Genomic DNA, 21094 nt, shown 5'->3' with positions numbered 1-21094 from the left:
CGAATCAGCTTCGCGGCTTCCTTGTCGTGATTTTAACCTTATAGACCAAATATAGCATCAATCATCGGCTTCGTGTGGCCGCCCGGATACAATAAATAAAGCAGCACATAAACAATAACTCCCGTAATCGCTGTGAAAAACCAAATGATCGACGTTACGCGTCCCCATTTGCGATGCTTGGCATACTTCTCTTTAAATCCGAGCACCAGCGTCGTAATTCCAAATACCGCTGCAACCGTTGCGAGCGTAATATGGAAAATCAGAAAAATAACATAATAGAGATGCATGCTTTCGGGTCCGCCCCATGTCGTATTGCCGACAACTATTGTTCGTGAGGAGTAAATAATAAAGAAGATGATGGCTGCAATTGCAGCTGCAATCATCACTTTCTTATGCGCCTCAACCTTCCGCTTAATAATCAGTCCCCAACCAATCGCAACCAGTATCGCACTAATAACGATAAACGATGTGCTTATTGTAGGGAGAATAAAATACCAATCCAATGTCGATCCCACCTATATCGGTAAAATAGTAAATCCGCCTATCTATTATGCCGTACCTGTATTGGTATTAGGCAAATCGTCTTCCTTATTCTCACGCTTGTACCAATGAGAGAATATATACGCCAGTATAATGCCGTACATCACCTCTTGCAATAGCTTCATGACGATGCCGCCCAGCTGCTGGTCCTCTACCACTTCCATCAAATTGAAAAATTGAGGACCGTCGAACATCGTAAGCAGCCTTGTCGGATCACCCGATACACAATAACCCATCGCCAGAACCCAAACGTTTGGATCATTATATACCGCATACAAGGGGCTGCTTGCAAATATAATTAAGGCGCACGCGGGAGTCAGCAAAATGCCATTCGCGAAAACATACGCCATCTTCTTCAAATCTGTCAGGCGATTCCATTCCGGCACGGGACATGCAATCTGCCACCACATCATAATCGCAGCAATTAGCATAACAAAATAATAGATACGGTGAATCGTATAGTGAGTCATGACAAAGTCATGTATGCCTGGAACATGGTAAAAAGAAAACAATAGATTAAACAGCAGCAGCGATAAAATAGGATTCATTAAAAAATTGAGCGAACGCCATTTTGTCGAAGCAAACAGCTTGCGCCACATAAATGCAGGGATTGATAAAATAAGCATTGGCGGCACAATGAGATACGAAATCGACATATTGAACATATGGAAGGTGAACATTAAATGTCCCAGGAAATTAAGCGGCCCGCCATTGCACAAATAATAGAGAATAGCTGAAACAACAAACATAAACCGCTGCTTGCCTGTTGCAGACGCCTCAAGCGGTGCGTGCTTCTCCCGCCATGGTCCGTTCAAATAAAAATACAAAATAATAACTGCAATTGTACCAAACATATACCATGGGGTCCACAACTCTTCAAAACTGAAATATTCCAGGCCAAGCATGGCTGCAACCTCCCTTTATCTTCTGCAAAAGAGGAGGGAACCCACCCGGGAACCCTCCTCTGTGCAATTTTAAATCTGTATTACCACCAAACCCAATATTCCGCCATAATGATACACGTGAATGCAATGAATACGCCCATAAGAATGCCGACCGTAGCGAAAACATGGCCGCGGTCTTTCATATGCATCCAGAATGCCATTTGTACGAATACTTGGAGCATAGCGCAACCCATGATAATGATATAGATGAAGCTTTTATTGATTTCGCCAGCCGCTACCGCAGCGAATGCCACGAGTGTTAGCAATATGGAGAAAATGAAAGCAATAATGTGCTTCTTCGGTCCTTCTGAGTTGTGGCGAACTGGACGCTGGTCTTCAGCTGTCGAGTGATTGCTTGCCATTTGGCTAGACCACCTTTCCCATCAAATAAACGACGGTGAAGATAAATACCCAAACTACGTCGATAAAGTGCCAGTACATACCTGCAACGTACACTTTAGGAGCTGTAACAACCGTAAGACCCTTTTTCATCAACTGTCCGATAATGCTGGAAATCCAGAAAATACCGAACGCAACGTGAGCACCGTGGAAACCGACTAGCGTATAGAAGGAAGAACTGAACGCACTTGTCGTAAAGCCATGTCCTTCATGCACGTAGTGGTAAAACTCATAAATTTCGAGTCCAAGGAATCCAAGTCCGAGCACTACGGTTACGATCAACCAGTTGATTAACGCTTTTACATTATGATTATGCAGCGCTTGGATAGCAAATACGCTAGTCAAGCTTGATGTAAGCAAAATAGCAGTTGCTGCTGCAACGAGCGAAAGCTTAAACAGCTCGCTCGGCTGCGGTCCATCCAGCACTTGATGGCGAAGGGCAAGGAACGCCGAGAACAGCGTTCCGAACAAGACCGTTTCACCACCAAGAAATAGCCAGAAGCCTAATACTTTATTGCGGCCCTCAAGAGTGGCTTTCTCGGGCTCATGAGGAAGATGCCCCTCTGCATGTGAATGTGTACTCATGCTTTAACCCCCTTGTCTTCCAACTCTTCCGGCTCAATGTGGAAACCATGATCATCATATACCGAGCGAAGGAACATGCTTCCGAACGTAATCAACAGGCCGAGACCGGCAACATAGAAGCCGATATGCTCTGTAATAAACGTCCAATCCCTCGAATACATCAGGCCAAAGCCTGTAATGAACAAGCCAAGCGACATTGTGAACGGCAGAATAGAAGGAGATGGCATATGGATCGAGCCAATTGGCTCAGCAGGTGTCATGCCTTTGTGTCCATCCATTTTTTCTTTCCAATAAGCATCGTAGCCGCGAACAAGCGGAGTTTGCTTAAAGTTATATTCCGGAGGCGGCGATGGAATTGTCCATTCCAGCGTACGGCCATCCTCCCAAGGATCATCCGCTGCATTTTGTGGTTTTGCATTCGTAATAACTACGTTCAGAATGAACATAATCGTACCAACACCCATCATAATCGCACCGATTGTACTAATCAGGTTCATTTCATTAAATCCAAGGCCGTCCAGGTACGTCCAAATACGACGCGGCATACCGAGCAAACCGAGGAAATGCTGAATAAAGAATGTCAGATGGAAGCCGATGTAGAATATCCAGAACGTCCATTTTCCAAGCGTTTCATTCAGAATGCGACCGAACATTTTAGGCCACCAGTAGTGAAGACCGGAGAAAATACCTAAAATCAGACCGCCGACGATAACGTAGTGGAAATGGGCAACTACGAAATACGTATCGTGATACTGGAAATCCGCTGGCGCAGCTGCAAGCATAACACCTGTAACGCCACCCATAACGAAGGTTGGAATGAATCCAACAGCATACAAGTTAGCGCTCGTAAACTTGATCGAGCCGCCCCACATTGTAAAGATCCAGTTAAAGATTTTGATACCTGTTGGTACCGCAATCAGCATCGTTGCTATTGAGAACAAGGCGTTTGCAACAGGGCCTAGACCCGTCGTAAACATGTGATGCGCCCAAACCATGAAGCCCAAAAAGCCAATCAGAATGGTCGCGAACACCATCGAGCTGTAACCGAACAGGCGTTTACGCGAGAACGTACTGATTACCTCGGAAATAACACCGAAGGCAGGCAGGATGAGGATATATACCTCAGGATGTCCGAAAATCCAGAAGATATGCTCCCAAAGTACAGCGTTACCGCCATTGTTAGGGTCGAAGAAGTTGGCATCGAAAATCCTGTCGAACATAAGCGCTGCCAAGCCTACAGCAAGTGCAGGGAAAGCGAACAAGATAAGCGCCGACGTAATGAACGAAGCCCATGTAAACATCGGCATCCGCATGAAGGTCATGCCTGGCGCACGCATATTAATAATGGTTACCAGGAAGTTAATGCCTCCGATTAGCGTACCAATACCGGCTATCTGGAGACCCAGGACATAATAATCCATCCCATGGCCAGTACTGAACGCCGGCCCCGAAAGTGGTGCATAGGCCGTCCAGCCTGCTGCTGGCGCACCTGTGCTCGTGAACCAGCTGACATTCAATAATACCGCTCCGAAGAAAAACGTCCAGAAGCCTAGTGCATTTACAAACGGAAAGGCAACGTCGCGTGCGCCGATTTGCAGCGGAACGACCGCATTCATTAATGCAAACAGCATCGGCATCGCAGCCAAGAAAATCATCGTCGTACCGTGCATCGTAATCAGCTCATTGTATGTATCCGCACTAACGAAATCATTTAGCGGCTTCCAAAGCTGAATCCGAATGAGAAGTGCTTCCAAACCACCGACCAGAAAGAAAAAACCGCCGGCGATCAAATATAAAATACCGATTTTTTTGTGGTCAACCGTTGTTAACCAGTCCATCAGACCAGAGTAACGCTTAACCGCGTGTCCTTGAGCCAAGTTGGTACCTCCTTTTCATCACCGATGATCTATTTTTCGTAGTCCAATGTTAATTCCGATAAGTATTTCGCAATACCATCAAGCTCTTGCTGCGTCAGATCGATCTTGCCCATCAGATTGCCAGGTTTAATGTCATCTGGATTTTCGATCCAACGATGAAGATTGTCATAAGTGGAAGCTTCATTGGAGTACTTAGGATCGTCTGTATTAATCAGGATACCACCTACGGAATCACGGCTTCCGATACCGGTAAGGTTCGGGTACAATGGTCCGCCTTTGTCGCCAACAGCGTGGCAAACGAGACATTTGCTTTCGAAAGCAGCAGCAACTACCGGATCGCTTGGCATTGCTACTGGTTCTTGAAGCGCGGCTGCCCAACGGTCGAACGATGCATCATCAACCGATTTCACCTTAAAGTCCATCAAGCCATGGGAAGGTCCGCAAAGCTCGGCGCATTTGCCCAAGTAAACGCCTTCTTTTGGTGCCGAGAAGAACATTTTATTTGTAGAACCACCAGGATTAGTGTCGATTTTACCTGCAAGAGAAGGAACCCAGAACGAGTGAAGCACGTCTGCTGTCTTCGCTTCAATTGTAATGATCTTGCCTTTAGGAATAACCAGTTCCTGCGCGGTCTTAATGCCCAGCTCCGGATATTCGAATTCCCACCAATACTGGTGTGAAGTTACGATTACTTTAACCGCATCTGGATCGTTTGAATAATCCTTTGACAGGTTAAACACGGACTGTACAGTAGGTACACCCAAAATAATCAAGAGAATAATAGGAATTACGGTCCAAATAATCTCTAGCTTGTGGCTACCTTCGACCTGCTTGGGAATCGACTTATCCCCCTTGCGTCTGCGAAAACGAACAATGACAAACAAACAAAGCGCGAAGACAATCACAACTACACCGATCATGATTGAAAATGCGAGCTTCATCAATCCGAATTGCTCTTGCGCTACGGGCCCCTGGGGATTCAGCGCGGATAGATCTGCTCGTCCGCATGCTGACAGCACCAATACCATCAAGGCCAGAAGCGGCGTAAGCCGTTTTAAAAACTGCCACCGATTCATCAATAATCAACCCCACTTTTGACGTTTTTGCAGCTGTAAACACCCCGAAATTGTGGCAAACTGCTTGTTTTTAAGCTAATAAAAAATGACAACTTCTGCGACCTTAATACCTTATTAAATATAAAGTTGAAGCCCTTATTTGTCAATGTTCCACAGAGAGTTCACAAATTGTTCGCAAAGCTGTCAAATTCGTTATTTTAAAGCGCTTTTTTCGAGAATCGCGGGCTTTCCGTTCACAAAGTCAAATCTGTATAGCTTTTCCTGTGTATATTTAATCGTTCCCTACAAACCCTATTCTTATTACAGCAGGAATGGAGGACATCCAAATGCCTAAAAATCGAATGCTTAATGCGTTATTATGCGCCGCCCTCCTCGTTAGCTCATCCACTGCCTGCAACTACGAGCAGCGGGTACAAAACAGCGACTACGATTATGGCAGCAGGAAAGCCGGCGATCCAAAAATGCTGGGCAGTAAAATGTATGGAACGACGACGAACAACCCGCATCAGCATGACAATGCTTTTTTTGAATACAGCAATACCCTCTCGAAAAAGGTGACGGATTTAAATGGCGTCGCCTCGGCGAACGTCATGCTGACGGACAAAAACGCTTATGTCGGCATCGTGCTTGATTGGACCGCTGTTGGCACAAGAGGCGCTGGCGGCAATCGGGAGCAGCTGAACGGCGGACAGCCGGAGGACGCCTACAACACGAGCCGTGTCAGCCCGCTTGAGGACAATCGGCTGCTCGTCAGGCCCTATCAGTCGTATTTTTCAGTCAACGACCACAACGAGCTGTCTCCTGAGCTTAAACAGACTATCGCCAATCGTATTCGCGAGCTTGCCCCTATGGTGCAGGAGGTGCACATATCCGCCAATATGGATTTTGTGAACCAAATGAATGATTATGCGGTGGAGTCTTGGGGCGGACGGCCGCTGACCCCGCATGTCGATGCTTTTAATACTTTGGTGAAATATCAATTTATCGGCGGCAAGCAAATGCCTAAGCCTATTCAATCCAAAAAGACACCATAAAGTCGCGCCTCGCCATTGCGTATCAAAAAAACTCTTCTATTATATATGCTGATGCAACGCAACAATGAAGAAAGGGGACCGTTAAGCAGGGTCTCCTTTCTTCTGTTTCAGCATGATGAACAGACATAGCAGCATGGCAGCAAGCGACCAGAACGCCATTGCCCCGTAAAGCTTCGCCCCGCCGTACTGATCAATGAACCATCCTCCGACGGTTGCCGATACTATGCTGGATACCCCAAACAGCAATACCGCCAGCACCGTCTGCCCCGTTGCCTTCCATTCCTCAGGAATAATCGCATACAAATACTGAATCGAAGCCGCATAAAAAAGCACAAAGGATACTCCTTGCAGCAGTTGCAGCCACATGAGCGCAGCAGGATCCGTGACGACAGCAGACAGCGCAAAGCGCAGCGCATAGAAACTAGCGGCAGCAGCGATAACAGCCAGCTCTTTTCCCGGTTTAATAAAATAATGGCTAATGGCAAAAAAGACAACTTCAATAATCGTCATAACGGTCCAGGCTTGCCCGACCAGTTGGACATCACCGCCTAAACTTTTGATGTAGAGGCCGATATAATTATCATTCATCCGGTGCGGCACGGCGAGAAACAGCACAAGCCCGAGAAACCATAGCGTCTGCTTGTCTTTGAAAAACAAGCCGATATCCCTGATTGCAATCGGTTTGGAGGCTGCCGGCACTTCTGCAAGCAGACTGCACAGCAGCAAGGTAATGACCCCATAAACGAGGAATAATACCGCCAAGCTGCCGATGCCATAGTGCTTGCCCGCATAGCCAATGATGGAAGAGGCCATCGCAAAACCAAGCGCGCCATACATCCGAATCGAGCCAAAATTGACCTTGTATTGACGGGACACGCGATAATTGAAGCTTTCAACAAGAGGGTCGGTCGGCATGAAGAAAAAATACATCAAGCTTATCCCTACAAACAACGGCACCAGCTCTGTTGAGCGATAGAGCAGTCCGCCGATTACGACGGATATCGCAATTAGCAGCAGTAAAACCTTTTTGACTACTTTATATTTGTCGCTAATCATGCCCCAGAGCGGCTGAGATACGACGCCTATAAGACTGCCCAGCCCCAGCATTAACCCAATATTCGTCGCACTAATATCGCGTTCAGCCAAATAAATCGGCAGAAAGGAGAGAAATAATGCAAACAGCGAGAAATAGAAGTAATTGTATGCTCGCAAAAATAAAACCTGTCTCATAGCTCGCCCCTTATCGTTATGTATATCCACCTCCGTATATTTTAAAATACATCGTCTGCGTTGAACAGCCGATTTTACAGCATTTATGACACAGCGCCAGTGGCCGCCCGGCCTATTTTTTATTAATTAGCGCTTGCAGCTTATTTATCGCGCTTTGATAATCAGACCTGTCCTTCTCATCGAGAAACAGCTGATCCTGAAGCTGCAGTTGAACCTCAAATTGCTTCATTATTTGAAGAAGCTGCGTTTTGGGATTTTTAGGCTTTACTTGCCCAATGGATTTACTGCTTGTCTGAAGCATGAGTCCTCCCTGATCATCCACCTGTCCCAAAAAAATGTCCTTAAGTTTCATTTGCTGCTCACGCAGCTTTTTGTTCAGCCAATTTTCATCAAGGCCTGCCGCTTTCAGCTCCGGCAGGAGCACCTTTCCATCCATAATAATAGTCTTGGCTTCTGCCTGCTCCGGAACCTGGATGCCTAGCATTTCGGCGGTCAGCGGGTGCTGCTCCTTCTTCAATAGAACGTTGATCTCGCCGCTCTGCTCCATGATCGCAAATTCCACATCCGCTACTTGAAAAACATCCTTTTTGCGCAGCTGCTCCAGCAGCTCATCCAGAGTCAAACGCTCCTTGCTTAAATTTCTCTCCAGCAGCTTTCCTTTTTTAATAAGCACCGTTCCTCTTCCATCTATAAAGTCGCGCAGCTTTTTGCTTTTCATCGTGGCGAACTCAAACCCTACAGACACAATCACCCACACCGACAAAGCGACAATACCTAAATACCAGTCATTATCGAGGTCAAGCGAAATATACGAAGCAATATTCCCCATTGTAATCCCCGTAATATACTCAAATAACGACAGCTGCGAAATTTGCCGTTTGCCCAGCAGCTTGGTCATGACAAACAATATAACGACCGAGGACAACGTTCGCAGCGTAATTTCCAACCAATCCTGCATAAAAGGTTACGCCTCCTGCATTTGTTTGCTCTTACCCGGGTAAGCGGAACAAACTTTCTGAGATTTTGTATTTAAAATATAGGAAAGTATATAATTTCGCCATACTTTCTCTATATTTCTCGGACTGAAACGCCGCGTGCCGCCAGAGGACGGCGACCGCTGTTTCACCTTAAAATAGCGTATCCAGATAGGCAAAAGTCATGCATATAGAGGCATCTTTTTGCCTCCCCTTGCAATTGTTCTATATATGGGCTACAATAGACTTTGATGTGTTATATTTAACCCCCAAATATCCCTCCTAGAGATTCAATGTTTTCCACAGATTTTAATCTTCTTTTCTGGATTTTCTTTTCTGTTATTTCTGAATTCTCACGTTCGTGCTGTACGAGCTTTGATTCACACTGGCGCGGTCTAGGAGCCGCAAGGATGGAAGAGAGGTAGGGCTTCCGTTGTTTTGGAGTTAGGTTACGAGGCAAGATTATGCTGTCTTGCAAGATTAACAAGGGATATAACGGCCGTCTTGTTGCAGAAGGCCCGGTTAAATATACGATACACAAACAGCGGCACCCATTATTAGGGTGCCGCTATCCAATTTTATAGAGGTATTTTAGCTATTTGATCTGTTTTCCCCAGACAGCAAGCCCTTTGTCGTCCATGCCGGTAAATACGAGCGTAGGCTCGTTCAGCTCCCAGTCCCATGCTGGCAGTACCAGCACCGTTTCGACCGCCGCCTCCGTCTGATCCTCTTCTTGAAAGTACAAGCGCAGCGTATGCTCGCCGTCAAATTCCCAATAGTCTACAACATCTTTTGCATCTTTGGCACCAATCTTACCGTCTTTTCTCAGCTCGACCCTTTCCGAATCAATAGGCCCGTCTATATATTTCTCGTGTACTATGCGCTCCCATGTTCCCACAAGCGCAGCCTTAGGTAACGTCTGCACCTGTTCCCCCGCGAATCGTTCCGGCGACACCACCGGCCAGCCGTCGCCAGTCCAAAGCAGCTTGCGCACATGCAGGTACATCCAGTTTGAGTCCTGCTCGGGGCGAGCATGATGAACGATATAATCGCTATCGCCATCCTGCAAAATTGAATTATGGCCGGGAGCGATCCAGCCCTCTCCTTCAGCAAATCGGTAGCCGCCCATAAGCTTGTTACCGACATCGAAGGTCGGATCATAGGCGGTATCGAGCAGATCCCGCCCGAGAGAATCCAGAAAAGGCCCTGTTATCGACGCCGAGCGTCCTACTCGCACATTATAATCCTGGCTGAGCGAATCATAGGAAACGAACAAATAATATTGCTTCTGCTCAGCATTATAAATCATATAAGGGCCTTCCACGGCACCCGATTCCGAGGCAGCGCGAGCCGCGATTTTCGTCCCGTAGCCCTGCTCCTTAAGCTTGCCCGTAGCCGGATCAAGCGGAGATACATAGATGCCTCCGAAAAAAGAACCATACACAAACCAAGGCTTGCCTTCGGCATCCTTTACGATGTTAGGGTCAATGGCATTCGGTTCATCACCAGGTCCCGTCTTGACGACTTCCCCCTGATCCATCCACGGTCCTTCGAGCGAATCGCTTGTTGCGACGCCAATAAACGAGCGATTCGAGCCGAAGGTTGACGCGGAATAATACAAATAGAAGCGATCGTTAAGCTTCGCAACCTCTGGCGCCCACATGCCCGTTGCCCCCGTCCAAGCCTCTGCTTCCGCAGGAACACCATCGAGCGCATAGCCTACCCATTCCCAGTTCATTAGATCCTTCGATTTTCTGACCATGAGCCCCGGCTTTGCTACTCCGCCAACCTTAACATCCGTGGAGAAAATATAATACGTATCCCCTTCCTTAATAATAGAAGGATCATGTACATTGCTTATATTCCAGCCCTGCTCATTGTCTATCGTTGAAGTATCGTACATCGGGTAGCTAGGCGGCTCCTGCGGATAAATCACTTTCTCGCCAGAGCAGCCAGACAGCCATACCGTTGCAACTACCGTAATCGTTAACAAATATCGTTTCATAGGCGCCTCTAACCTTTCACGCCAGAAATGGCAACCGATTCAATAATTTGCTTCTGGAACACGAGAAAAATAATAAGCATCGGCAGCAGCGCAATGAAAGAGGCCGCCATAATAAGCGCATAATCGGTCTGAATCGCATAAGTCGCGTTAAAATTCGCAATAACGAGCTGAAGCGTCTGCTTCTCCGGCGAATTCAAATAAATAATCGGCGCCAAATAATCATTCCATACCGCCATAAACCATAAAATAAGCTGCGCCGCCACAGCTGGACGGATAAGCGGGAAAATGATTTTGGAGAAAATGCCGAAATACGAGCTGCCATCAATTTTTGCCGCTTCAATAATCGCTCCAGGAACGCTGGTCAAATACTGCCGCAGGAAAAAAATCATCATAATATTGCCGAATAGTCCCGGCACGATCAGCGGCTTGAGCGTATCAACCCAGCCAAATTCAGAGAACAGAATAAACTGCGGAATCATAACCGCCGGGTAAGGAATCATTAGGGCGGAAAGCAGCAGTAGGAAAATCATATTTTTGAAAGGAAACCGCAGCTTGGCGAAGGCAAACGCCGCCAGACTAGAGGTGAATGTGCCGATAATCGTCACGCACACCGTAATGATCAGGCTGTTCTGAATGCCGCTGAGCAGCGGGCCCTTTTCCCAAATTTCGATATACTTCTCAAAATGGAACGTTTCCGGTATCCATACCGGAGGCAGCGCAAAAACCTCCGCCTTCGACTTAAAGGAGGTAGACAACGTCCACAGCAGCGGGGCAATCATGAATACGGCACCGATACTGATGACGATAAAAGCGAGCAAATCGGTCAGATTGAATCTTTTTAACGATAGCATAAGTCAGGCTTCACTCCTTTCCTGCCGGCAAGTTTATTCCATATCCTTCGAGGAACGTTCATTCATGCGGAACTGCACGAGTGTAATGACGAAAATAAATAGTCCCAGCAGCATCGCCATCCCCGAGGCATAGCCCATCTGCAGGTTCTCGAACGCTTTCTTCCATACATAGAAAACGACCGTTGCCGAGCTGTATTCCGGCCCGCCCGTCGGCGTCATAATGTTAACCTCAGTGAAAATTTGCGCCCCCCCGATAATTTTCGTGACGACGATAAAGAACGTTACAGGCTTCACCATCGGGAACGTAATGTTCCAGAAAATGTTCCAGCTATTCGCGCCGTCCAGTTGCGCCGCTTCATAATAATCCTTCGGCACGCTTTGCAGCGCAGCCAAATAAAGCAGCATGGAATATCCAATATTTTTCCAAATCATCATTAGAATAAGAGCGGGCTTTACGGTGTACTTATCCGTGAGCCAGTTCGGCCCCTCAAAACCAAACAGCGCCAGAAACTGGTTCACCAGACCATAGTCGCCGTTATAGGCCCACTGCCACAAAATTGATACCGCCGCGAGTGAAGAAATAACCGGCACATAATAGATGACCCGGAACGTCGTCGTACCGAACATTTTTCGATTCAGGCCCATCGCCAGCAGCAGCGCTAATGTAATTTCAATCGGAATACCAATCATCATAAAAATCGTATTAAAGCTCGCTTTATAAAAAAGCTCATCCGCGAGAATATCTTTGAAATTGTCCAGCCCGATAAATGTCATCTGCCCGAGCCCATCCCAATCGGTAAAAGAACCATATAGGGAGTACAGCAGCGGATACATCGTAAACAATAGATAGCCAACAACGGGGGCCAGCACGAATAAATACCCGTAGTAGCTTTCCTTCCGGTAGAGATTCGATCTTACTTTCATGTTTCACCCCTCAAAATGACCGGAGGCCAGAGGAACAGACGCTCTTTGCAGCTGCCCCTTGAAAGCCATGGAGCCGCAGCTTCGCCTGTCCTCCGTCCTGCCGGTACTGAGATTACCTCTGAGATTACTTCTAAGATTAGCTGCTGCTTTCAACCTTTATTTCTTGGATTTTGCTTCCTGCTCAATCGCTTTATCAAGCAGCTTCTGCATCTTCGGCTGCTCTGCCTTCACATAGTCCGCTGCCGTCATCTTGCCATCAAGCACAGGCTGAATATCGGTGAAAAATAGCTGATACCATTCCGAGTTGTACGTCAGCGTATTAGGCATTGGCTTGCCGTAATCCTCGACGATACGGAGAAACTCTGCTTTATTTTCAGGCTTCGTCGTCGTGTCTGCTGCCCATTTTTCCGCCATATCAACCAGGTTCGGAATTTGCACCTTGGCATCAACGAGCTGCTGCATGCCTTCCGGCGATGCGGTGAGATACGTTACGAGCTGCGCCGCTTCTTCCGGATTTTTCGAGCTGCTGGATACGCCGATGCCAAGCGAGCCAAGGAATGTCGCCGATTTGCCCGTCGAGCCAGCGGGGTAAGGAATCAAATCATAATCGAAAGGCAGCGTCTCATACGTCGCAAGATCCCACGGACCTACCGGGAAGAAAGCAAGCTCGCCCTTCATCCAGCGCTGATACGTATCCAGCGTCGCCGCATCCTCAATGGAAGGCGTGATTTTATGTACATTTTGCATATCGGCAAAATATTGCAGCGCCTCCGCAAACTTCGGATCGTCAATCGTCACCTTCGTATTCGTTGCGTCCAGCCAGTCCGCGCCATTGCTCCAGACGAAGGCCTGCAGCGCCCAGTTGACATTAAAGCCCGTTCCGTACTGGTCGATTTTGCCATCGCCATTCGTATCCTTCACCAATTGCTGATTGACCTTGATGAATTCGTCCCATGTATACGGCTTTTCCTTATCCGGCAATGGGATTCCCGCCGCTGTGAACATGTCTTTATTGTAGCCGAGCGCAAATGGGCCAACGTCCTTCGGCAAGCCATAAATGCTGCCTTGGCCTACGTTATTGCCATCGTAGCGATAAATATCTACGCCGCGCTTCCATAGGTTATCAAAGTCGACATCCTTCACATCTTCCGTAATATCCTTGAGCACTCCCGCATTCACATAAGCTCTTAAATCGCCTGGGTCAAAATAAAAGACATCCGGCACGCTTTTGCCCGTAATCGCTGCTTTCAGCTTCGTCGCGTATTGGTCGCCCGTCGTCGTAATGATTTTCACCTTTACATCAGGATGATCGGCCTCAAACTTTTTGACCGTCGCTTCATACGCCTTCTGCTCCTCCGGTCCGCCGCGGAACATGAAGCTAATTTGCTTCGTGCCGCCCTGCCCAGCCTCGGTGCTTCCTTCTGTTTGCGAGTTGCTGCTGCAGCCCGCGATAACGCCCCCCAGCACAATCGTCGCTGCCATTGTTGCAAGTAAACTTTTTTTCATCCTCAAGCCCTCCTCCATAAAATGAAACCGCATACACAATTTGAAAATGTTGATGTGCATCATGATGGTATAAGTGCTGGCTTACGCGACACACCCGTTTGCAAGCCAAATGGCCTTTCAACCGTTGTATCGCGCCTTATGATTCCATATTGCTTAGCAAACATTAATAACAAATTTATTAATTATTAATGTTTTTATTATTTATGATAATAGTTCAAAGCGCTTACATTGTCAACTATATTTGTTTAATTATCGGAGACCCGTTGTGCTGCTGCCAGCCTCCTGCCTACTAGCCGTCTCGCACCGGAACACCAAAGCTAGGCCTGCCATCCGCTGTCCAGCCGAATACTTGCGCTCTTGTGTGGCGATTCGGATCATAAAGCGGATCTCCTGTAATTTCCTTGTAATTGCGGGCATGGTAAATCAAAATATCCTGCTTGCCATCCGGTGACACCGTAAAGCTGTTATGTCCAGGGCCATATTGTCCGTTCTCTTCACTCGTTGAAAAGACAGGCTCAGGTGCTTTGCTCCATGAGGCCGGATCGAGCAAATCGCTGTCCTCCGAAGCGCTAAGGAGTCCCATGCAATAATGATGATTCGTTGCGCTCGCCGAATAACTAATAAATATCGTTCCGCCACGCTTCAGCACTGCAGCTCCTTCGTTGACATAAAAACCGATTTTCTCCCATTCGTATTCGGGCTTGGAAATCAAAATCTGCTCGCCGCTCATCGTCCAAGGATTGCTCATTGCCGCTATATACAAGTTGGAGTTGCCCGCTATCGCCAAATCCTTCTGCGCCCATACGAGATATTGCGTCCCCTTATGCTCGAAGCTTGTCGCATCCAGCGCAAACGATTCCCAATTGGCGACAAGCTGCCCTTTTTCCACCCATTGCCCTTCAAGCGGATTAGCTGATTCATTTTCCAATACGAACATGCGATGGTCGAACAGTCCTTCTACCGTCTCCGTCGTCCGCGCGGCCGCGAAGTAGATATACCATTTGCCCTGAACAAAGTGCAGCTCCGGCGCCCAAATGTTAGCGCTCATCGGTCCTTCCGCATATTTTCGCCAGACGACAACGGGTTCTGCTTCCCCCAGCTGCTGAATCGTGCGCGCTCTTCTAAGCTCAATACGGTCGTATTCCGGAACGGACCCTGTGAAATAGTAGTAGCCGTCGGAATGGAGATATACCCACGGGTCCGCACGCTGCGGTATAATAGGATTGACGAAAGTTTGCTCGACTTGAATCTGCTGTTCCAGCATAATCAAAACCCCTTTATTAATTATTCACAAATATATTACTTACTATCTTCGATGTTAATATATCAACAGTTTTATGTGACTGTCAACCGGATTATGCCTGTTTGAAGGCGTTTCCTTGTCTGTTTTGAGCAAATCATGTATCATTAGTGTCAATCAGTGTTATTCACATATTTATTAATATTTCAATTTCCGGAGGACGCCACGTTGAAAATAGAACTTTCCGAACAATATTTGCCTGTATTCGAGGCTATGTCCAGCAACGTCCGCATCCAAATCATTCACCTGCTGTCGCAAAAATCGATGAATATCCGTGAGCTCGCCGAAGCGCTTCGACTTAGCAGCGCCATTATGACGATGCACGTCAAGAAGCTGGAGAAAGCAAACATCATCCACTCGGAAATGACGCCCGGCAAAGGCGGAGCAGCCCAGAAGGTTTGCTCGCTCAGCATCGATAATTTGGAGATCATGTTCCCGATCAAAGATGTGATTCCGCGCGAGGTACGCCGGACCGATATTTCGATTGGCCATTTTACCGATTTGGACATTACGCCAACCTGCGGCATTTGTACGCGGGATTCCATCATTGGCATATTCGACGATCCGAGGCATTTTCTTGATCCCGAGCGGCTGAACGCGAAGATTTTGTGGTTTGGGCAAGGGTATATTGAATACAAGATGCCTAATTACATGCTGGGGAGCGAAAATCCGGAGCAGCTCGAAATTTCGATGGAAATTTCCTCGGAGGCCCCTTTTACGAACAACAATTGGCCTTCGGACATCAGCTTCTTTTTCAACGGCATGAAGGTGGGCATGTGGACGAGTCCCGGCGACTTTGGCGGCAAAGGCAAGCTTAATCCGCCATGGTGGTTCGAAAGCGTCAATCAGCATGGGCTGCTCAAGCATTTGATCGTGAAGAAGGAAGGTACCTTCATGGATGGCATCAAGCTGTCCGATGTGACGATTGACGATATTGATATTCGCAGCAACCAATGGACCTTCCGTATCGCCGTAGAGGAAAATGCCGAGCATATTGGCGGCGTCACGCTGTTCGGCTCCGGCTTCGGCAATCATAATCAGGACCTGGTGTTCCGCCTGTATTATACGAAGCAGCCGCAGGAGAAAAATGAGGAGAGCGACGGCTAGTGTCTGAAAGCGAGCGTATAGTGGTGCATGCACGCACTAATGAGGCAGAAGCAGAGACAGAAGCAGAGGTAGCAGCAGCACGTTCAAACGCAAACGCTGTCCCAAAACTAAAGCCGGATGCGTCATGATCGTTTTGGCGGACACCGCAGGCGCTATTTTAGTAGAATCACGGGTTTAGGCAGTGGCTGCGGACCCAGAAGCCGCTATTACCCTGAAAATGTCCATTTTGTCGGGATAATGAGGGTGATAGCGGCTTTCCTGTCCGCTTACCGCCTGAAATCGGTCCCAAAGCCAGAATAGCGGAACCTCAGTCCTCGAAAAAGGCGTGAGCAACCCGAGCTGCGAGGTCTGGGCTAATCGCAGGCTGCGGTTTGCATACCACCCTATTACAACTGCACGTAACACGTAAAAAAGCTGCATCCTTAGAGGGAGGCAGCTTTTTCGTATGGATAGAAATAGTTGTGAGTTAATGATTTCAGTGAGTATCCGGGGAATGAAAAGCATTCATATTCACATATTGATTAACGGGCTTGCGGTAGCCGCGCGGGCGCTCTTTGTTTGGATCGCTTTTGCCCAGCGTTATCAGCATAACCGGCACATAACGCTCGGGGATTTCGAACAGCTCCTGCACTTTATCCGCGTCAAAACCAATCATTGGGCATGTGTCCCAGCCCATATCCTTCGCGATCAGCATGAGCTGCATCGCCGACAGGCTCGCATTGCGAATGGCATCGTCCCGCTGGAACTGCTCGCCGCGCGATTCATAAAACTGGATCACGTTTTCATTTTCCTGATCGTAATCGAGCTTGCTCATCATGCCCAGCGCGAGCATGCCTGCGTTCAGCTCTCCAACATTGAGGTGCGCCTTCGTATCACCAAGCACGACGATGGCTGCTGAAGCATTTTTTACTTTATATTGTTTGGAAGCCTCATAGATTTTTTCTTTGCTTTCCTCGGATGTCGCCACGATGTAGTGGCTGTGCTGCAAATTAAAGGCTGAAGGAACGAAGCGGTTTAATGAAAAAAGCTGCTGAAGCTCCTCCTCCGAAATCGCTACATTTTCCACAAAATTCACTGCCGAACGACGTTTTTCGATAATCGTTTTAAGTTCTCCCATGTTCAAACGCTCCCTTTAAAAAATCATTTTATGTAAAGTGACTTAAAAGCTTGCTTCTATGTTGTAATTATAATATATCTACTTTAATTTTGTAAGTAGTTTTCAAAAAATATTTTTGTGATTATTTTTACGGATACGATAACGCGCCTAGGAAATAAATTTCTCCGCTTTTATGGTGCGAATGTGAAGCTCCCATGAAATCCCTGGGGGATTCGCACCTCATTTTTTGTCGAACCTTGACGAAAACGAGTAAATCCGCAAAAAGTCAAGCTTACTCTTATCTTTTTTCGATATTATTTCGTTGAAAATAGCGCCAATTAATGCCATGATGGGATTAATTAGTACTGTTTTTGCTGTCGCACTCCGTATGGGGTGCGTGGATTGAAACCAATTCATGCCTGCTACTGCGAAAGGTTATGGAAGTCGCACTCCGTATGGGGTGCGTGGATTGAAACACCTACGGCGTAGCGAGCAACAACGGCTATACAGTCGCACTCCGTATGGGGTGCGTGGATTGAAACTTTGATGAAGCAGAAAAAGCAGCTCTGGCAAGGGTCGCACTCCGTATGGGGTGCGTGGATTGAAACTTTTAACATCCGCATCTCCTCATTTGTTGTCTTGGCGGTCGCACTCCGTATGGGGTGCGTGGATTGAAACCATCATCTATGGCTATGTTTATCCTAGCAGCTTGTCGTCGCACTCCGTATGGGGTGCGTGGATTGAAACATATAAATAAAACATAATTATATTCATCTCCTTATGTCGCACTCCGTATGGGGTGCGTGGATTGAAACTCGCTCCAGATCGTTAGCGCTAATCCCGGAGTGACGTCGCACTCCGTATGGGGTGCGTGGATTGAAACTTAATCACGCCAATAGCGCGGTTAATTGTTTTATGTCGCACTCCGTATGGGGTGCGTGGATTGAAACTCCCTGTAGCCATACCATTGCCATGCCCCCTCACCGTCGCACTCCGTATGGAGTGTGTGAAATGAAACCCAGAATTTGCGTCATAGGCTAGCACGCCTTCATCGTCGCAATCCTTGTTGAAAGGTTAGCAAAGCATGAAGTTTTGATATAGTATACATTCGAAGCCGTCTGTCACTTAGGCATCTTACGCTCTGAATGATTGAATAATAAGACATAAATAAAGAAATAGAGGGGCAAAGGCCCCTCTATGCTCCTATGCCCCTCTTTACTATTTCCACCAAAACATTTCAAATGTCAGCTACGTATATTCAAATCAAAGAACACAAATCAACAGATAGACGATGAACGAAAGTCCGCACCTGACTGGAAAGCAGGTAAAGATAATGAAGGCCGTGGAACCTCGGATACAAGTTTCTAACAAGACCATCCGTGTTTAGTTCGCTCGGACGCATAGAAAGCATTCGGGGTATTGCCTGATTCTGAAAATATTAGCTCATAGACTCTGCCGAAATCGTCTCGCAGCCGTTGAATACTGCAAAATTTTGAAAACACTGCTTTAAGGCTGATCGCAATTGCTTTGTTGGCTTTATGCCGTTCTCGTACCAAATGTTTTTAACAACGAGCGTCCCGGATTTTCGCTCTGCGATTATCTCAGCTCGTCCGATGAGACTTTCTCCGTATAATATAGGCAACACATAATAACCGAATTTCCGTTTGATTGCTGGCGTGTAAATTTCCCATGTGTAATCAAATCCAAACAATTCGTTGATCAGTTTTCTGTCCCATATGAAATTATCTAGTGGGGCAATCAGCTCGCAGCGCCATTTCGGTGCCGGATTTTGCAGGACAGCTTCAATAAGCGGCAAGTCCTCCGCGCGGCAGTACAGTGTATCCTTCATCTGTTCCACGACAACCGCAATAATGCGAGCTTCTTGCAACAGTTGGCGGAAAACCTCGTTGCGCTGCTCCGCTTTCAATCCCCATATGTTCAGCCAGGCATCAGATGTTCGGTTCCATAAAAGTCCAACAGCGCCGATGCGACGCAGTACCCGCCACTTATGATGCTCAAGCTCGCCTTCTATCGGCTCTGGCGCATTCAGCAAGCTTGGCTGTATGTACTTCTGCGCGAGATCGTAATACTTGCGTGTTCCTTTTTTATGATGGATAATCAACTCTCCTGTCGAATACATCTGCTCCAGCACCGACCGCGATGCATTGTTTCCGCCGCTCCAGTGGATCACCGATTGCCAAGAGAAATTCCCATCCAATTTTAAATCATTCGAACTTAGCGCACCGTGATTTTGGATGTAAACTCGTACTTGCTCTGTCAACGCTTCCATTTCGGGATAGCGCTTGGCATGCTGTCGGGCAGCATGTCTGTACCGTTCAAAGTACGGCCAGTCCTCAACAGGGATAATAGCCAGATTTTTGTCTGGATAATCAATCAGTAATCTATCTTTATACAACAACTCGTCGAGCATGTCCTTGGAAAATGGTTTAATGCGCGACTGAAGCACCAATTCGGCGTTTTTTCCACAAACATCAATGGGATCAAATTGAATACAGCTCACCTGACGCACAAAATCCAATACGCCCTGCTTTCCGGTAAATTGATGTTCACCCAACAGCCCGTGCTTCAGTAACAGAAATTGCCGTGCCTGACGGTTTGTCAATTGGATCATGTATGCGTCAGCTCCTTAACGAAACAAACGGATTTCGCTTGCCCGTTTATAATTGTCTAATCATCGAAAATAGCTCTTTTTCAACGATTTTATCCACGCCTATTCCCTCTATCCAGTAAAAAAAGAACAAATGTTCCCGCTTAATTTTACCACTATCTCAAGTATAAAAACAAGAGCTAATGAGAAACAAGGACACACGAGGCTTTACTGCGGAATGACTCAAGAGAATTCGGGCTGTCTGGCTTTCCATTAGGTAAATTTGGCTTGCGAGCACTAATCTTTATTCCGCTTCCGCCTCGCTCAGCTCCTGTTCAATGACAGCTCGGATGGCCTCGTAATCGAACGGATTCCCTATTCTCTTATTGTTAATCATAATGGTAGGCGTCTGCAAAATATTAAAATCCTTCACGAGCTGCTGATCCTGATCGACGCGTCCCTGCACTTCCTCCGAGCTCAGCAGAGTTTTGAATTGGTCTTTATCCAGCCCTGGAACAGCCCCCTCCGCCACCTGCATCAGCTTCTCTACCGTAATCCAAAGTCCATCATGGTCTGCATCCGGCTGCTCCGCAAACAAAGCTTCATGGAAATGCCAGAAATCATCCGGGTTCGATTCGAGCACCGCTTCTCCAGCCAAAGCGCCTAAAGCCGATTCTGCCCCATGAAATAAAACATTCACATACGAGAACGAGGCTTGCTTCGTATCGACATAATCCTTTTTCAATTGCGGCCAAATCTGGGAGCCCCATGCCTTGCAGGACGGGCACTTGTAGTCTCCGAACTCTACGATAGACACCTTGGCGGCTTTATCCCCCAATGTAGGCTGACTTGATATAGGCGGTGCTACTGCTGTTTCCTGCTCGATGCCTGTCCGGCTTTTGGAAATCTCGTTAATGGCGAACAGCGCAATAAACACAACGACAATGACTAAGGTATACCAAACTAATGTCCTTGATTTCGCATTTTTCTTTTTCACTTTGCCTATGCCCCCCGTATAATTCATAAAAATTTCAGCGC

At 47.2% G+C, this 21094-nt stretch carries 19 protein-coding genes and 1 CRISPR repeat array; of the genes, 3 read left to right on the top strand and 16 right to left on the bottom strand.

Going from position 1 to position 21094, the window contains the following annotated elements:
• Positions 1-38 precede the first annotated feature (38 nt).
• The 6 genes from ACSR9A_RS15530 to coxB form a co-directional block, all read right to left on the bottom strand.
• Entirely contained in the window at positions 39-503 is a 465-nt protein-coding gene (locus ACSR9A_RS15530; protein ID WP_473758119.1) for a DUF420 domain-containing protein, read from the bottom strand.
• A 45-nt stretch (positions 504-548) separates the two neighbouring features.
• Positions 549-1445, bottom strand: coding sequence for a cytochrome c oxidase assembly factor CtaG (gene ctaG / locus ACSR9A_RS15525; RefSeq protein WP_473758118.1), 897 nt, complete (start codon positions 1443-1445; stop codon positions 549-551).
• 80 nt (positions 1446-1525) lie between these two features.
• Positions 1526-1846 (bottom strand): cytochrome C oxidase subunit IV family protein, encoded by a 321-nt coding sequence (locus ACSR9A_RS15520; protein ID WP_341281268.1) that lies wholly within the window; start codon positions 1844-1846, stop codon positions 1526-1528.
• A 4-nt stretch (positions 1847-1850) separates the two neighbouring features.
• On the bottom strand, positions 1851-2468 hold the full coding sequence (locus ACSR9A_RS15515) for a cytochrome (ubi)quinol oxidase subunit III (protein ID WP_046234813.1): 618 nt from the start codon (positions 2466-2468) through the stop codon (positions 1851-1853).
• On the bottom strand, positions 2465-4306 hold the full coding sequence (ctaD, locus tag ACSR9A_RS15510) for a cytochrome c oxidase subunit I (RefSeq protein WP_473758419.1): 1842 nt from the start codon (positions 4304-4306) through the stop codon (positions 2465-2467). The genes ACSR9A_RS15515 and ctaD overlap by 4 nt, the downstream gene beginning before the upstream one ends.
• 68 nt (positions 4307-4374) lie before the next feature.
• Positions 4375-5424 (bottom strand): cytochrome c oxidase subunit II, encoded by a 1050-nt coding sequence (coxB, locus tag ACSR9A_RS15505; RefSeq protein ID WP_473758116.1) that lies wholly within the window; start codon positions 5422-5424, stop codon positions 4375-4377.
• A 323-nt stretch (positions 5425-5747) separates the two neighbouring features.
• On the opposite strand from coxB, the gene ACSR9A_RS15500 reads away from it, so the two are divergent.
• Complete coding sequence (locus tag ACSR9A_RS15500; RefSeq protein WP_473758115.1) at positions 5748-6455, top strand: YhcN/YlaJ family sporulation lipoprotein; 708 nt, start codon at positions 5748-5750, stop codon at positions 6453-6455.
• Positions 6456-6536: 81 nt separating this feature from the next.
• On the opposite strand, the gene ACSR9A_RS15495 is transcribed toward ACSR9A_RS15500, so the two are convergent.
• From ACSR9A_RS15495 to ACSR9A_RS15465, 7 genes are all read right to left on the bottom strand, one after another.
• Positions 6537-7685, bottom strand: coding sequence for an MFS transporter (locus ACSR9A_RS15495; protein WP_473758114.1), 1149 nt, complete (start codon positions 7683-7685; stop codon positions 6537-6539).
• 112 nt (positions 7686-7797) lie between these two features.
• On the bottom strand, positions 7798-8643 hold the full coding sequence (locus ACSR9A_RS15490; RefSeq protein ID WP_473758113.1) for a DUF421 domain-containing protein: 846 nt from the start codon (positions 8641-8643) through the stop codon (positions 7798-7800).
• A gap of 611 nt (positions 8644-9254) precedes the next feature.
• Positions 9255-10643, bottom strand: coding sequence for an arabinan endo-1,5-alpha-L-arabinosidase (locus ACSR9A_RS15485; RefSeq protein ID WP_473758417.1), 1389 nt, complete (start codon positions 10641-10643; stop codon positions 9255-9257).
• 29 nt (positions 10644-10672) lie between these two features.
• The gene (locus tag ACSR9A_RS15480) at positions 10673-11515 is read right to left on the bottom strand and encodes a carbohydrate ABC transporter permease (protein WP_341281262.1); all 843 of its coding nucleotides are present in this window, start codon (positions 11513-11515) and stop codon (positions 10673-10675) included.
• Between the two features lie 33 nt (positions 11516-11548).
• Positions 11549-12439, bottom strand: a complete 891-nt coding sequence (locus ACSR9A_RS15475; RefSeq protein WP_341281261.1) for a carbohydrate ABC transporter permease — start codon at positions 12437-12439, stop codon at positions 11549-11551.
• Positions 12440-12595: 156 nt separating this feature from the next.
• Entirely contained in the window at positions 12596-13945 is a 1350-nt protein-coding gene (locus ACSR9A_RS15470) for an ABC transporter substrate-binding protein (protein WP_473758110.1), read from the bottom strand.
• Positions 13946-14234: 289 nt separating this feature from the next.
• The gene (locus ACSR9A_RS15465) at positions 14235-15209 is read right to left on the bottom strand and encodes a glycoside hydrolase family 43 protein (protein WP_473758109.1); all 975 of its coding nucleotides are present in this window, start codon (positions 15207-15209) and stop codon (positions 14235-14237) included.
• 204 nt (positions 15210-15413) lie between these two features.
• Here ACSR9A_RS15465 and ACSR9A_RS15460 point away from each other — a divergent pair, with 204 nt between their 5' ends.
• Together ACSR9A_RS15460 and ACSR9A_RS15455 are read left to right on the top strand one after the other, a co-directional pair.
• Positions 15414-16352, top strand: coding sequence for an ArsR/SmtB family transcription factor (locus ACSR9A_RS15460; protein WP_473758107.1), 939 nt, complete (start codon positions 15414-15416; stop codon positions 16350-16352).
• Positions 16352-16480: a hypothetical protein gene (locus ACSR9A_RS15455; RefSeq protein ID WP_473758106.1), complete on the top strand. Its 129-nt coding sequence runs from the start codon at positions 16352-16354 to the stop codon at positions 16478-16480. Before ACSR9A_RS15460 ends, ACSR9A_RS15455 begins: the two co-directional genes overlap by 1 nt.
• 347 nt (positions 16481-16827) lie before the next feature.
• On the opposite strand, the gene ACSR9A_RS15450 is transcribed toward ACSR9A_RS15455, so the two are convergent.
• The 3 genes from ACSR9A_RS15450 to ACSR9A_RS15440 all read right to left on the bottom strand — a co-directional run bounded on the left by ACSR9A_RS15450 (position 16828) and on the right by ACSR9A_RS15440 (position 21053).
• Entirely contained in the window at positions 16828-17469 is a 642-nt protein-coding gene (locus tag ACSR9A_RS15450) for a nitroreductase family protein (protein WP_473758105.1), read from the bottom strand.
• 355 nt (positions 17470-17824) lie between these two features.
• A CRISPR array of direct repeats spans positions 17825-18466; the repeat unit is 33 nt; unit sequence GTCGCACTCCGTATGGGGTGCGTGGATTGAAAC.
• A 420-nt stretch (positions 18467-18886) separates the two neighbouring features.
• Positions 18887-20080, bottom strand: a complete 1194-nt coding sequence (locus ACSR9A_RS15445; RefSeq protein WP_473758104.1) for a winged helix-turn-helix domain-containing protein — start codon at positions 20078-20080, stop codon at positions 18887-18889.
• A 280-nt stretch (positions 20081-20360) separates the two neighbouring features.
• The gene (locus ACSR9A_RS15440) at positions 20361-21053 is read right to left on the bottom strand and encodes a DsbA family protein (RefSeq protein ID WP_473758103.1); all 693 of its coding nucleotides are present in this window, start codon (positions 21051-21053) and stop codon (positions 20361-20363) included.
• Between the last annotated feature and the right edge of the window lie 41 nt (positions 21054-21094).

Source organism: Paenibacillus sp. R-74696, from assembly GCF_055814915.1.
The sequence above is the reverse complement of the archived record's forward strand: the minus strand, read 5'-3'. Positions and strand labels throughout refer to the sequence as shown.